Genomic DNA, 14,698 nt, shown 5'->3' with positions numbered 1-14,698 from the left:
GTTATGATTAGAACAGAAGAAATGCTATTAAACGTTGGACCACAGCATCCTAGTACGCATGGGGTATTCCGACTTGTCGTAAAAATTGATGGTGAAATTATTACAGAAGCAACACCAGTCATCGGCTATCTTCACCGTGGTACGGAAAAGCTAGCTGAGAATTTACAATATACTCAAATCATCCCGTACACCGATAGAATGGATTACTTATCAGCGATGACAAACAATTATGTCATTTGTCATGCTGTTGAAACGATGATGGAGCTGGAAGTTCCTGAAAGAGCAGAGTATCTCCGCGTCATTGTTATGGAGCTTAGTCGGATTGCAAGCCATCTCGTTTGGTATGGTACATATTTATTAGATTTAGGCGCAATGAGTCCATTTCTATATGCCTTCCGTGAACGCGAAATGATTATCAATCTGTTAAATGAAATCTCAGGTGCTAGACTGACGTTTAACTATATGCGTGTAGGTGGAGTAAAATGGGATGCCCCTCCTGGTTGGGTTGAAAAGGTAAGAGACCTTATGCCTTACTTACGAAAAGAGCTTGAAGGCTATCATACGTTAGTTTCAGGAAATGAAATCTTTTTAAACCGCGTTAAAGGAGTCGGAAAGTATACGAAGGAAGATGCAATTAACCATTCGTTAAGTGGAGCTAACCTTCGCTGTACCGGCGTAAAATGGGATTTACGTAAAGATGAGCCATATTCGATTTATGACCGTTTTGATTTTGATATCCCTACTCATGAAGATGGAGATTGCTTGTCAAAATACTTCATTCGAATGGGCGAGATTGAACAATCGATTCGAATTATAGAACAAGCTGTAGAGCAATTCCCAGGTGAAGGACCGGTACTTGCCAAAACACCGAGAATCATTAAGCCACCAGAAGGCGAGACCTATGTTCGAATCGAGTCACCTCGAGGAGAAATAGGGTGTTACATCTCGAGTAAAGGGAAGAAAGAGCCATATCGTTTAAAATTCCGACGTCCGTCATTTTATAATTTGCAAATTCTCCCTAAGCTGCTAGTGGGTGAACCGATTGCAAACTTAATTGCGATACTAGGCGGAATTGATATCGTCTTAGGGGAGGTTGATGGATAATGATTAATGAGTTGTTAACCTCATCTCCAAGTTGGATGAATTTCATAACATTTTTTGCGATTGCCGCCGTGTTGTTAGGTATCGTTCTTGGCTTTGTCACGTATGCAATATTAGCTGAACGTAAAGTGCTCGGTTTTATGCAGTTACGTGTGGGTCCTAACCGAACAGGTGGGGGATTTGGACTGTTACAAACGGTAGCAGACGTACTAAAGCTTTTATTAAAAGAGGACACGATCCCGAAAAAGGCAGATAAACCATTGTTTATCCTCGCTCCATTTTTAGCCTTTGTTCCAGCCTTTGTTGTGTTAGCGGTTATTCCATTTTCGGAGAACCTATATTTTTCGGATATCGGTGTAGGATTACTTTTTTACATTGCTGTCTCTGGAATTACTACGCTCGGAATGCTAACAGGAGGGTGGGCATCTAATAATAAGTATGCGCTAATGGGTGGTATGCGCGCTGCCGCTCAAATGATTTCTTATGAGGTCCCGCTTGTTCTTTCTGTGGTTGGGGTTGTGTTACTTACAGGAAGTTTAAATTTAATCGAGATCGTTGAAGCGCAAGCGAATGTTTGGTATGTCGTTCCTCAAATTTTAGGTTTTGTTATCTTTGTTATTGCTGCAACCGCAGAGCTGAACCGAGTTCCTTTTGATTTACCAGAGGCGGAGTCAGAGCTTGTTGCAGGGTATCATGTTGAATATTCAGGTTTCCGCTGGGCATTTTTTATGCTAGCAGAGTACGTTTATTTATTTGCGATGTGTTCCTTAATTACCGTGTTATTCTTAGGGGGCTGGCAGCCAATCATCTTCCTAGACTTTATACCAGGAGTCGTTTGGTTTGGTTTAAAATTCTCAGTCGTCTTCTTCTTTATGATTTGGTTACGGGGAACATTTCCACGAATTCGAGGCGACCAGTTAATGGAGTTTGCCTGGAAGATTTTATTGCCACTCGCGATTGTTAATATCATTATCACGGCATTAATGAAGGAGTTTCTTCTGTAATGAAACGTAAAGACCAAGGGGTGAAAGCATGTTCGGTCAAGGGCTAGTTAAAGGCTTAAAATATACACTTGCAAATTTAACGAAAAAAAATGTGACATCAATGTACCCAGACGAACCGGTAGAGTTTCCGGATCGCTTCCGTGGCATTCAAAAGTTTTACCCTGAAAAGTGTATCGTCTGTAACCAGTGTGCAACAATTTGTCCAACAGATTGTATTCAATTAACAGGGAAACCACATCCAGACCCAAATAAAAAAGGAAAAATCATCGATACGTATGATATCAATTTTGAAATTTGCATATTGTGCGATTTATGTACTGAGGTTTGTCCGACAGAGGCGATTGTGATGACAAATAACTTTGAATTAGCTGTGTACAGTCGCGATGACCTTTTTAAAGATTTAGAATGGCTTGATGAAAATGATACTAATGTGAGGGAGGAGAATAAAGCGTGACAGGAGAAATGATTGCTTTCTTTATCCTTGCCCTCATAGCCATTAGTGGTGGCGTACTAATGATTAACTTACGAAAAGTTGTTCATATTATCGTCGCCCTTGCTTTCACATTTATCAGCATTGCGGGATTATATGTGTTGTTATCTGCGGAATTCATTGCCTTTGTGCAGGTGCTTATCTACGGTGGGGCGATAACAATTGTGATGCTATTTGGAATTATGCTAACAAAGCATGATGATACAAGTGACACACCAACAAGTATTAGCCGCTCCATCTTCGCTTTTGTTGGTGTGGTCATATTCTTTGTCATTATGTTCATTGGAATTAACGGCTTATCCTTTGAACAGCAAGCAACCACATTACATGAAAACAATGTAAGACAAATAGGGATTGCGATTTATTCGAAGTTTGTTATTCCATTTGAAACCGTCGGTGTTATCCTCCTAGTCGCATTAGTCGGAGCGGTTGCCATTGCAAAGTCCGATGATGAGGAAAAGGAGGCTGGCGACCATGAGTAATATTCCATTATCCGTATTTTTAGTCGTCGCTCTTATTCTTTTTTGTATTGGAATGTTTGGAGTACTGACGAAAAGGAACACGGTTATTGTGCTAATTTGTATTGAGTTGATGTTAAATGCAGTCAATATTAATTTAGTGGCTTTTGCCATTCACGGACCAAACCCAGGTATCTCAGGGCAAGTATTTGCGCTTTTTGCAATTACAGTTGCCGCAGCTGAAGCAGCCGTTGGTCTAGCCATCCTGATCGCTCTTTATCGAAATCGAAAAACGGTAAATGTCGACGAGATGAATCTTATGAAACGATAAATTGAGGGGGTGAATACGAATGGAAAATGCATGGATGATCCCGCTTTTACCTCTTTTATCTTTTATCATTCTTCTCCTATTTGGAAGAACATTAAAAGAAAAAGGTTCGCTAGTAGGGATTGTAATTTCATTTATAGCTTTGATATGGTCGATCCTCGTCTTGTTCGACAGACTTAGAGGGGAAGACGTCATTTATCAATTTTCTTGGCTCACCATTGGAGACAGAACGATTACAATGGGGTTAGAAGTCAATCAGCTAAATGCGCTAATGCTAGTGATTGTGACACTAGTCAGCTTTTTAGTACATATGTATTCAAAAGGATATATGACAGCAACGGATAGTCACAGGATTCCTGTCTTTTATTCCTATTTAGGATTATTTACATTTTCAATGCTTGGACTCGTGCTATCTCCTAACTTGCTTCAACTCTATATTTTCTGGGAGCTTGTTGGAGTGTGTTCCTTCCTCTTAGTTGGATTTTATTACTTTAAAGAAGAAGCAAGAGCTGCTGCGAAAAAAGCATTTATTGTCACTCGAATTGGTGACGTTGGTTTATTTATCGGGATTATATTATTATTCTGGAATGTGGGAAGCTTCGAACTTCAAGCAATTTTTGCGGCTGTCGAGGCCAACGCCTTAACAGAAGGAATGATAACATTAACTGCAATTCTTATTTTTGTCGGGGCCATAGGAAAGTCAGGTCAGTTTCCTCTTCATACATGGTTACCTGATGCGATGGAAGGTCCGACCCCTGTATCAGCATTAATCCATGCGGCAACAATGGTAGCTGCAGGTGTGTATTTAGTCGCTACGATGTTCCCGCTTTTTTCGGCATCACCAGTAGCGATGACAACAGTTGCTGTCATTGGTGGATTTACAGCGATTTTTGCGGCGACAATCGCGATTACGCAAAAGGATATTAAACGCATTCTTGCTTATTCCACAGTGAGTCAGTTAGGGTACATGATGTTAGCATTAGGTTCAGCAAGTTACATTGCTGCTGTATTCCACCTGATGACTCATGCTTTCTTTAAAGCACTGTTGTTTTTAGCAGCAGGAAGCGTAATTCATGCAGTTCATACGCAAAACATTTTTGAAATGGGCGGACTTTGGAAAAAGATGAGGGTAACGGCTGTCGTCTTTTTAATCGGATGCTTAGCCATTGCTGGATTCCCACTCTTTTCAGGATTCTTTAGTAAAGAGGAAATTTTGTTAGCGACATTAGCTGATGGAAGATATGGATTATTCGCTGTTGCTTTGCTCACGGCTCTTCTAACATCAGTCTATATGTTTAGATTGTTCTTCCTCGTTTTTATCGGAAAGCCAAGAGGAAATCAATCATCGGTTCATGAATCTCCAGCGGTCATGACGATTCCAATGATCGTGTTAGCTGTTCTTGCTGTTGTCGCCGGATATGTCCATACCCATTGGTTTGGTACTTTCTTAGGAGATTGGCTCTCAAACAGCCCATGGAATCGAGGACATATTTACCTTAGTGATCCAGGTTGGGTAATGCCTTTAGCAGTATTCGTTTCATTATTAGGTATATATGTAGCGTGGACAATGTATGGCAAAGAGAATATTTCCCGAGAAAGAATTCCTGGTAATGACAGTGTTTTTTATCAGGTATCGTATCGGAAATATTATGTTGATGAGCTATATGACCGTACATTCGTACGCGGGACGATAGCCATAAGTTATTTGTTCTATTATATTGAAAAATACATCATTGAAACGATTATTCAATTGGTAGTAAGCTCTACTGAAGCACTAGGAAAACTGTATGAACGTCTTTCAACAGGTCAAGTTCAAACGTATGGAGCGGTAGCCTTTATCGGTCTAGTTATTATCCTAGTCGTCTTAACAGTAACAGGGGGGTATTTCGGATGACACAATCATATCTACTTACAATTCTGATTTTCTCACCCCTTCTTGGTATCTTGTTTATTGCCTTAGTTCCAAAAGGAAATGATAAGCTCGTAAAATTACTTGGATTTTTGACTACATTGCTTCCTTTAATCTTGGCTATTTATGCTTTTTCTATTTTTGACCGTGCTAATACAGCCCTTCAATTTGAAGAAGTACGACAATGGATTAATTTTAGTACAGCGATGTTAAGCCAAAACCAAGTAAACTTGTGGATAAATTATGACCTTGGAGTCAATGGTTTAGGGATTTCGTTAATCCTTTTAACAGCCATTGTATCAACACTAGCGGCATTAGCTTCTACCTTCCAAATATCGAAAAGTCTAAAAGCATATTTTATTTTGTTTTTACTGCTTGAAATCGGGATGTTAGGTGTTTTTGCAGCTCAGAATCTATTCTTATTTTTCATTTTCTTTGAACTTACCTTGATTCCAATGTACTTCCTCATTGGGAAATGGGGGTATATGGACCGTGAAAAAGCAGCAAATAGCTTCCTCATCTACAATGGGCTTGGCTCAGCTGTGCTGCTAATTGTGTTTGTTGTGTTGTTTGTTAATATCCATACACTTCGCATTGATGAATTGACGATGATTCTTCAAATGGTTGGACCTGGATACAGTGAGTTGAAATGGGGCTTATTAATTGCACTATTGATTGCCTTTGGCGTTAAGCTTCCAATATTCCCATTGCATACATGGATGTTAAAAGTTCATGTTCAAGCACCCCCAGCAATTGTAATGATTCACTCTGGGGTTCTCTTGAAAATTGGTGCATATGGATTAATTCAATTTGGTTTTGGATTTTTTCCAGCCGAGATAAACGAAATTGCTTATATCATTGCAATTCTCGGTGTCATCAATTTGCTGTACGGGGCTTACTTAGCACTCATTCAAACCGATTTAAAAATGGTGCTTGCCTATTCAAGTATTTCTCACATGGGGATTGTTTTAATTGGATTAGCTGCTTTAAATGAAGTAGGATTACAAGGAGCTGTTTTCCAAGTAGTGTCACACGGTTTAATTTCAGCGCTCCTGTTCTTCTTAATTGGTGTTTATTATGAAAGAACAAAGACTTCAAAAATAACAAAGCTCGGTGGATTATCAAGGTCAATGCCAATTGCATCAGGACTTTTACTCACAGGAGCAATGGCATCACTCGGATTACCGGGAATGTCAGGCTTTATAAGTGAGTTCCTATCCTTTTTAGGTTTATTCCAATCGATGCCGATTATCGCCGCTATCGGAACCCTCGGTATCATCTTAACAGCTGTATATTTACTAAGAGCGACATTAGCTGTTACGTTTGGACCGACTCCAGAGGAATGGAAAGAACTTAAGGATATCGGGCCTTTAGAAATGGTGCCAGCTATTGTCTTGCTTGCGTTTATCATTTTATTAGGTGTCTATCCAGCGATATTAGCAGAACCATTACAAGGTGCACTACAAATCTTACTAGCAGGGTTAGGGGGGTAGAGATATGGATTTAGAAACGTTACTAAGTTTTCCATGGGGAATTATGGCGCCGGAATTTACGATTTTAATTGTGGCAACAGTCCTATCTCTCCTTGACCTCTTTTTAAAAGAAAAAATAGACCGAAAACTATTAGGATGGCTTGCACTCGGTGGGATTTTGGTGGCTCTCGTCTTCCTTGTAAGACAGTTAGGGTCTCCTGTTCAAATGATTTTATATGATACATACCGTTTAGATGGATTCTCAATTGCCTTTAAGTTTATCCTTTTAATCGGTGCAGCGCTTGTCATGATTATGGCGATTGATTATAAGAAAAAAGAAATTGAATACCGTGGTGAGTTTTTCTACTTATTGTTAACGGCATTACTCGGTGGAATGATTATGTCATCCAGTGCCGATTTAATTACTCTTTTTGTTGGTCTTGAGCTTTTATCATTGTCATCGTATATCCTTGCGGGCATTATGAAGAAAGACCTTCAGTCGAACGAAGCGGCTATGAAGTATGTCATCAATGGTGGAATTGCTACAGCTATCACACTATTTGGATTAAGCTACATTTATGGATTAACTGGGTTTACAAACCTTTTTGAAATCGCTCAAACATTAGCAGATCCAAATGTACTCGAAAATGCGTTTTTACTGTACTTTGCCTTCTTCCTCGTTTTTGTAGGGCTTGTCTTTAAAATTGCAGCTGCCCCATTTCATATGTGGGCACCAGATGTTTATCAAGGGTCTCCAACACCAGTTGCTGCATTTTTAAGTGTTGTTTCAAAAACGGCTGGGTTTGCGATTATCTTGCGTTTGTTGTTTGTTATATTTTCAGCAACGCCAGGACTTCAATATTCATATTTAGTGTTTGATACAAGTATGTATGTCGTGGCAATCGCAATTGTAACAATGATTGTTGGAAATATTATGGCACTTCGACAAGAAAATGTAAAAAGAATGTTTGCCTATTCAAGTATTGCTCAAGCAGGTTATATTTTAGTACCGATTGCGACTTTAAATATGCTCATGTATGAAACGTTATGGTTTTATTTAGTTGCTTACTTGTTTATGAATATAGGGGCTTTCGCTGTCTTGCAATTGGTTACTGAACAAACAAACTCATCCAACATAAGTAGTTTTGCTGGATTAGGGAAGAAGTCTCCAATTCTTGCGCTCTTGATGGGATTATTCCTCATCTCACTAGCAGGTATACCAATTAGTGCTGGTTTTATTGGTAAATATTATATTTTTATTGGAGCAATTTCTGTAGGATTCTATTGGACAGCAGGGATTATGATTGCTACCTCAATCATTTCATACTTTTATTACTTCCGTGTCCTCGGACAAATGTATTTTAGACCCAACTATGATAGCAAGCCAATAACCGTCCCAATTGGGATGTATGTCGTCCTATTTATTTGCGCCATTGGTACCTTTGGGCTAGGGCTCTTCCCAAATGTTCTAATTGACTTCATGAATACCTATTTAGACTTCTCGCAAATTTTACAATAAGAATGGAACGATGCTCTTAACAAGAGTATCGTTTCTTTTTTTTGTAGCAACTGTAAAAAAAATATTCTTATTATAAAAGATGGTTAATTTATATGAATTGAGGAAATAAGAGGGGAAAGAGATCATATATTTTATTAATGGCAAAGATTAGATGTCAATAAATGAAAAATTTCCGAGGAAATGTAGATTTTTATCAACTATTGAAGTATTATGGAAGTTGGATTGATTTATGATTTATAGGTAAAATGTCTCTTTTCTTGGAAAAGGATAATCATTTATAGTTATCAAGTCAGTGTCAAAGGAAAAGAGGTTATTATCTTGGTAGAAAGCTTTGGGCAACAAGCACTCCTACATATCTTTGTGCATATTTTCTTTCTTGGAGTCACATGGTGGGCCTTGCAAGCATTTAAGTTTGATTTGTTTGTGAAAAACCCTAATGGTGCAAAAGCAAAAACACTAATGATATTACTTACAATTGCAATTGCTTACCTTGTCAGTAGTTTCTTATTGGAATATTTTAGTTGGTCAACTATGCTTCGTCATCTTTTTTAAAATGTTTGTCGATGTTTGACTACAACTTCCATGTATGCATAGCTCCTCTCTGGAAAAAATGTTACTAATAACATTGTGAAGCACGGAGAGGGGAACTTCGAAATGAAATATTTTTTTGTTGTACTAGGACTATTCCTTATCGCTACAACAGTATATGCTGGGGAAACGGATACCACACAACTTACAGAGATCTTGGATGTGATGGAATCCAACGAGATAGCAATTGAGAACTGGAAGTTATACACAAGAGGAGAGCAACAGCTAGTTCGTGATAGTGTGGAGTACAAGCAAGAAATCATTCAATTACAAAATGAATGGGCTGATTTTGACTGGGACTTTCCAACAGATATAGAGAGAGAGGACAATTGGAGAGTAAGCGCAACAAAACAGCATGAGGAATTTTCCGTTGAAGAACAGATAACGTTTCTTGCTTATCCAAAAGCACAAAAGTATGCCATTTATGTAATATACGAAGTTCACGGACTTCATGAAACAAACTCAAATTGGAATAACTTCGAATCGCATTTCCACAAACGAATGAACCATTTGTTTTCAACAACTCCGGATGTCTTCACTACAGTAACTGGGAAAACAAGTTTGATTTCGAGTGAAACCTTAAATCAATCTGCAACAAAATTAATAAAAGATTTACAAGCATCACCGGTTGAAGAAATTAAGGAAGAAACGTTCTTATCCATATCTGCATATAATCATAATTGGGCAGACCACTTGGAAACGAACGGCAACAAGATGAATGTACAGCTTGCTTTACGGTATGGAGCCGGATTGGGCTCTGAAACAACCGTCACAATTGGAACGCCTATAATAACTATTGAATATTAATATAAAAGAGACGCTTAATTTATAGACGCGGAGGGGAATACGTTGGAAAAAATTATTGTCCAAGGCGGCAGGCAATTACAAGGCTCCGTCAAGGTAGAGGGAGCGAAGAATGCTGTTTTGCCTGTCATTGCTGCATCCATTCTTGCAAGTCGTGGCACTAGCACCATATATGATGTGCCGTCTCTGGCTGATGTATACACGATGAAGGAAGTTTTATCAAATTTAAACTGTGACGTTGTGTATGAAAATGGTTCATACCAAGTTAATGCAGAGAAACAGTTGAGCACGGAAGCACCATTTGAATATGTACGAAAAATGAGAGCGTCTTTCTTAGTAATGGGACCACTCTTAGCAAGAGTAGGTCAGGCAAGAATCGCTTTACCTGGAGGATGTGCGATTGGATCTAGACCAATTGACCAGCATCTCAAAGGCTTTGAAGCAATGGGAGCTACTGTTGAAATCGGAAATGGTTTTATTGAAGCAAAAATCGATGGTCGACTTCAAGGAGCTAAGATTTATCTTGACTTCCCGAGTGTCGGAGCTACAGAAAACATTATGATGGCCGCTGTTATGGCAGAAGGCACTACAATTATTGAAAACGTCGCAGAAGAACCTGAAATCGTTTGTTTAGCTACCTATTTAAATGCAATGGGAGCTAAAGTGCGAGGTGCAGGTACGGGAACCATCCGGATTGATGGTGTCGATGAATTACATGCTGCCAATCATACAGTGATACCTGACCGCATTGAAGCAGGAACATTCATGGTAGCTGCAGCAATTACAAAAGGAAATATCCTGATTGAAGGTGCTCTTCCTGAACATTTACGGCCTCTTATTGCCAAAATGACGGAAATGGGCGTTGAAATTATTGAGGAAAGCAACGGCATTCGTGTCATTGGCCCAGATGTTTTAAAGCCAATTGATATTAAAACGATGCCTCACCCAGGATTTCCAACAGATATGCAAGCACAAATGATGACTCTATTGCTCCATGCACATGGCACAAGTGTAATTACAGAAACCGTGTTTGAAAACCGATTTATGCACGTTGAAGAGTTCCGTCGAATGAACGGTAACATTAAAATTGAAGGTCGTTCTGCGATCATTAGCGGCCCAAGTCGCTTGCAAGGAGCTGAAGTATCAGCAACGGATTTACGCGCAGGCGCTGCTCTTGTCCTCGCTGGCCTAGTAGCTGAAGGTATTACCCGAGTCGTTGAATTAAAGCATATTGACCGTGGATATGTTGATTTAACAGGAAAACTTCAACAGCTTGGTGCTAACATTGAACGAATCGATGTTGTAGTTGAAGAGGAGCTCAAAAATCTAGATGCTCCTGCACCATTAAAAATAAATACTAATTTAGTGTAATTCCAAAAGTCTGGCACCAGTGGGTGTCAGACTTTATTATATATGTACTAAATATATAATTTTTATTATGTAATTATGTAAAAAATTGTTTTACATTTCTATTACAGTTCTAAATTCATGACAAGTCCACATATAATGACTATGAGAAATATGCAATATTGGAGGCTTGGCATGAAACGACTACTTGTCATTGGATTAATCTTAACAACTGTGATTCTCATCTTACCTACATTACTTGTCCTGTTTTTTTCTAACAACAATGACTCGACACAACCTACTACACAACAAGCTAAAGCCGTTTCAAATGATACGGAACAACTTACAACTTTGGATCATGACATTACCGTATCCGTCTTTCGAAGCAAGCAAGAACAAATTGAAGAAGTTGACTTAGAGGATTATGTCATTGGTGTTGTCGCTTCTGAAATGCCAGCGAGTTTTGAAATCGAGGCATTAAAAGCACAAGCTCTTGCAGCACGAACATTTATTTTAAAACAAATTTTAAACCCAAGCGATATAAAAGTACCTCAAGGTGGAATGGTATTAGACTCAATCTTGCACCAAGTGTATCATAACCAAGAAGAGTTGAAAGAGATGTGGGGAAGCGATTACGAGTGGCGTATCAATCGAATTAAAGAAGCGGTAGCCGCCACCCAGGGACAAGTGCTTACTTTTGAAGGAGAGCTCATTACAGCTTCTTTCTTCTCAACGAGTAATGGCTATACTGAAAACTCAGAGGATTATTGGAAAAACCCAATACCATACTTACGCAGCGTCGAAAGCCCATGGGATGAAAAGTCACCACGATTCACAGACCAAACCGTGATTCCGGTAAGTGAATTTGAACAAAAGCTCAAAGTCACACTACCTGCTGGGCAATCCATAGGTGAGATTGAAGGAAGAACAGACGGCAACCGTGTAGCAACTGTCAATATTAACGGAAAACGCTTAACAGGAAGACAAGTTCGAGAGGATTTAGGATTAAACTCCTCTGATTTCAACTGGAGAAGAGACGGGAATAACATTATCATCGAAACAAAAGGCTGGGGCCACGGCGTCGGCATGAGCCAATACGGAGCAGACGGCATGGCGAAAGAAGGAAAGAACTATAAAGAAATCGTCAGCCACTACTACCGAGGTGTCTCTTTAACCACAATCGACCCGTTTGTAGGTCAGTTAACGGCAATGGTAACCGAATAATTAATAGGAAGCATCACACATGTCTGAGGGGGGCATGTGTGATGCTTTTTTCATTTATAAAGGGAATGAACGCCCAAAGGGAGCTGTAGCCGGGGGTAAGGTCGTTCATAAGCTAGATGAAAGCCCAAAGGGAGACGAAGCCCAGGGGAAAAGTCGTTCATAAACCAGATGAAAGCCCAAAAGAAGCCGAAGCGAGGAGGAAAAGTCGTTCATAAGCTAGATGAAAGCCCAAAGGGAGCTGTAGCCGGGGGTAAGGTCGTTCATAAGCTAGATGAAAGCCCAAAGGGAGACGAAGCCCAGGGGAAAAGTCGTTCATAAGCTAGATGAAAGCCCAAAAGGAGCCGAAGCGAGGAGGAAAAGTCGTTCATAAGCTAGATGAAAGCCCAAAAGAAGCCGAAGCGAGGAGGAAAAGTCGTTCATAAGCTAGATGAAAGCCCAAAAGGAGCCGAAGCCCGTGGAAAAGTCGTTCATAAGCTAGATGAACGCCCAAAAGAAGCCGAAGCGAGGAGGAAAAGTCGTTCATAAGCTAGATGAAAGCCCAAAAGAAGCCGAAGCGAGGAGGAAAAGTCGTTCATAAGCTAGATGAAAGCCCAAAAGGAGCCGAAGCCCGTGGAAAAGTCGGTCATAAACTAGAGGAACGCCCAAAAGAAGCCGAACCGAGGAGGAAAAGTCGTTCATAAACGAGATGAACGCCCAAAAGGAGCCGAAGCGAGGAGGAAAAGTCGGTCATAAGCTAGATTAAAACCCATACGGGGACCAACGCCAAGTGGAAAAGTCCCCCACAAGCCGCACGAACGCCCAAAAGAAGCCGAACCGAGGAGGAAAAGTCGTTCATAAACGAGATGAACGCCCAAAAGGAGCCGAAGCGAGGAGGAAAAGTCGTTCATAAGCTAGATGAAAGCCCAAAAGAAGCCGAAGCGAGGAGGAAAAGTCGTTCATAAGCTAGATGAAAGCCCAAAAGGAGTCGAAGCCCGAGGGGAAAAGTCGTTCATAAACCAGATGAAAGCCCAAAAGAAGCCGAACCGAGGAGGAAAAGTCGTTCATAAACTAGATGAACGCCCAAAAGGAGCCGAAGCCCGTGGAAAAAGTCGTTCATAAGCTAGATGAACGCCCAAAAGGAGCCGAAGCCCGTGGGAAAAGTCGTTCATAAGCTAGATGAAAGCCCAAAAGAAGCCGAAACCCGTGGAAAAGTCGTTCATAAGCTAGATGAAAGCCCAAATGAAGCCGAAGCGAGGAGGAAAAGTCGTTCATAAGCCAGATGAACGACTCAAGGAAGCCAGCGCAAGGAAAGAATATTGTTCATTACATGATTAATAGCATCAAACAAGTAAAAGCCGGATAAGGATACTTTTATAAAGCTAATAAAAGCCACCCTAACAAAACAACTAATGAAAAACCCTCCAGTAGATAATATACTGAAGGGCCAGTCATACTTAGAAGGATTATTCATAGTAGGTCCATTGATGAACGCCTACTTTAGTAAAAGTTTTACTAAGAAGTGAGCGAATAATCTTTTTTGAAACCATGCCGTTACACCACTCAGAAATCCCATTAGTCGTAATCCTCCGTTCAGGAAACAGAAGCTGGTATTCAGCGACCGACCTCAAAACAGCTGCGTCAACAGGTTCTTCACTGGCGCATTCTTGACAAATGCACCTCCGACCAACCATTAAAATAGATAAAGAGCCACAGGAGTGACACGCAATGCCTTTACGTAATCGTTCAAACTCATAAGAGGGTAACTGCGCATAGGGGGATTTCTCGATATGCATGGAGATTAATTTGTCAGCTAACATCGTGTGCTTCTTCGTTAGCAAGGAAGGTGTGGCATTTAGTTTAGTGAGAAACTTAGGTAGTTGGCTTCGAAATAAGAAAGGTTTGTTGAGTGGATTTCCATAAAGGGTAAATTGGGAGTTAATAAAGACAACAGCGGATTTCAAAGAAGTTGCGTTCCCATAGCCGAGAGAATTGAGAACTTGGCGGAATAAAGATTCGCACCTGGAGAGCTGAGTCAGAGGGTTAGTCACTTCTGTTTTTGGCATTTTGTAAAAATGATCAGAATCGTAAAAATAGTCATCTTCAAAATTTTTAACTTCAAAAAGGTAAAGCGCATCTTGTAAAATGAGCAGAGTATCAATTTGGAAATGCGTGTTTTGGTGTTTTAATAGAAGGTCATTTAAAATGAGGCACTGGCATTGGAGCGTTTCGGTAAAAGAATCAAACAGTATTTCTCCGTCATACCCCTTTTGCATAGAGGCATAATACTGCTTTTCTTTCTCAGATAACTCACCGCGATGGTGTAAATATTGATAAAGTAACAATTCGAACGGTTCAGACCGAGTTTTATATGGCATATCCCACATCCTTTCTATTGTGACTACCCTTTAAATATAAACACAAATCCAGTAAATTAAAAAAAAAATTAAAATAATATGCATAAAAAATTCATTTTGT

Annotated in this window: 16 protein-coding genes; 15 read left to right on the top strand and 1 reads right to left on the bottom strand. The window is 39.9% G+C overall.

Translation table 11 applies throughout. The features are described 5' to 3' along the window. Positions 1-3 precede the first annotated feature (3 nt). From BK585_RS21365 to BK585_RS24690, 15 genes are all read left to right on the top strand, one after another. On the top strand, positions 4-1,104 hold the full coding sequence (locus BK585_RS21365) for an NADH-quinone oxidoreductase subunit D (RefSeq protein WP_078556121.1): 1,101 nt from the start codon (positions 4-6) through the stop codon (positions 1,102-1,104). Further along, entirely contained in the window at positions 1,104-2,105 is a 1,002-nt protein-coding gene (gene nuoH, locus BK585_RS21360; protein ID WP_078556119.1) for an NADH-quinone oxidoreductase subunit NuoH, read from the top strand. The genes BK585_RS21365 and nuoH overlap by 1 nt, the downstream gene beginning before the upstream one ends. A 28-nt stretch (positions 2,106-2,133) precedes the next feature. After that, complete coding sequence (gene nuoI / locus BK585_RS21355; RefSeq protein WP_078556117.1) at positions 2,134-2,559, top strand: NADH-quinone oxidoreductase subunit NuoI; 426 nt, start codon at positions 2,134-2,136, stop codon at positions 2,557-2,559. Then, positions 2,556-3,077, top strand: coding sequence for an NADH-quinone oxidoreductase subunit J (locus tag BK585_RS21350; RefSeq protein ID WP_078556115.1), 522 nt, complete (start codon positions 2,556-2,558; stop codon positions 3,075-3,077). Before nuoI ends, BK585_RS21350 begins: the two co-directional genes overlap by 4 nt. Continuing rightward, entirely contained in the window at positions 3,070-3,384 is a 315-nt protein-coding gene (gene nuoK / locus BK585_RS21345) for an NADH-quinone oxidoreductase subunit NuoK (RefSeq protein WP_078556114.1), read from the top strand. Before BK585_RS21350 ends, nuoK begins: the two co-directional genes overlap by 8 nt. Positions 3,385-3,403: 19 nt before the next feature. After that, positions 3,404-5,275, top strand: a complete 1,872-nt coding sequence (gene nuoL / locus BK585_RS21340; RefSeq protein WP_078556112.1) for an NADH-quinone oxidoreductase subunit L — start codon at positions 3,404-3,406, stop codon at positions 5,273-5,275. Then, positions 5,272-6,783 (top strand): complex I subunit 4 family protein, encoded by a 1,512-nt coding sequence (locus BK585_RS21335; protein ID WP_078556110.1) that lies wholly within the window; start codon positions 5,272-5,274, stop codon positions 6,781-6,783. Before nuoL ends, BK585_RS21335 begins: the two co-directional genes overlap by 4 nt. 4 nt (positions 6,784-6,787) lie before the next feature. Beyond that, positions 6,788-8,281 (top strand): NADH-quinone oxidoreductase subunit NuoN, encoded by a 1,494-nt coding sequence (gene nuoN, locus BK585_RS21330; protein ID WP_078556108.1) that lies wholly within the window; start codon positions 6,788-6,790, stop codon positions 8,279-8,281. Positions 8,282-8,599: 318 nt separating this feature from the next. After that, positions 8,600-8,833 carry a DUF1146 family protein gene (locus tag BK585_RS21325; protein ID WP_078556106.1) on the top strand — a complete coding sequence of 78 codons (234 nt, stop codon included), beginning with the start codon at positions 8,600-8,602 and terminating at the stop codon, positions 8,831-8,833. 102 nt (positions 8,834-8,935) lie between these two features. Then, a complete protein-coding gene (locus tag BK585_RS21320; RefSeq protein ID WP_078556105.1) occupies positions 8,936-9,676 on the top strand; it encodes a YwmB family TATA-box binding protein in 741 nt (246 codons plus the stop codon). A 42-nt stretch (positions 9,677-9,718) separates the two neighbouring features. Then, entirely contained in the window at positions 9,719-11,044 is a 1,326-nt protein-coding gene (gene murA / locus BK585_RS21315) for a UDP-N-acetylglucosamine 1-carboxyvinyltransferase (protein ID WP_078556103.1), read from the top strand. A gap of 171 nt (positions 11,045-11,215) precedes the next feature. Beyond that, on the top strand, positions 11,216-12,244 hold the full coding sequence (gene spoIID / locus BK585_RS21310; protein ID WP_078556101.1) for a stage II sporulation protein D: 1,029 nt from the start codon (positions 11,216-11,218) through the stop codon (positions 12,242-12,244). Between the two features lie 19 nt (positions 12,245-12,263). After that, positions 12,264-12,407, top strand: coding sequence for a hypothetical protein (locus BK585_RS24210; protein ID WP_170885675.1), 144 nt, complete (start codon positions 12,264-12,266; stop codon positions 12,405-12,407). 212 nt (positions 12,408-12,619) lie between these two features. Beyond that, on the top strand, positions 12,620-12,769 hold the full coding sequence (locus tag BK585_RS24325) for a hypothetical protein (RefSeq protein ID WP_212567938.1): 150 nt from the start codon (positions 12,620-12,622) through the stop codon (positions 12,767-12,769). Positions 12,770-13,374: 605 nt separating this feature from the next. Further along, a complete protein-coding gene (locus tag BK585_RS24690; RefSeq protein ID WP_281248941.1) occupies positions 13,375-13,497 on the top strand; it encodes a hypothetical protein in 123 nt (40 codons plus the stop codon). A gap of 189 nt (positions 13,498-13,686) precedes the next feature. Here the strand turns inward: BK585_RS24690 and BK585_RS21300 are convergent, their stop codons facing one another. Further along, positions 13,687-14,598, bottom strand: coding sequence for a nuclease-related domain-containing protein (locus tag BK585_RS21300; protein WP_078556096.1), 912 nt, complete (start codon positions 14,596-14,598; stop codon positions 13,687-13,689). Between the last annotated feature and the right edge of the window lie 100 nt (positions 14,599-14,698).

The organism is Bacillus alkalicellulosilyticus, from assembly GCF_002019795.1.
Taxonomy (GTDB): domain Bacteria; phylum Bacillota; class Bacilli; order Bacillales; family Bacillaceae_F; genus Bacillus_AO; species Bacillus_AO alkalicellulosilyticum.
The sequence above is the reverse complement of the archived record's forward strand: the minus strand, read 5'-3'. Positions and strand labels throughout refer to the sequence as shown.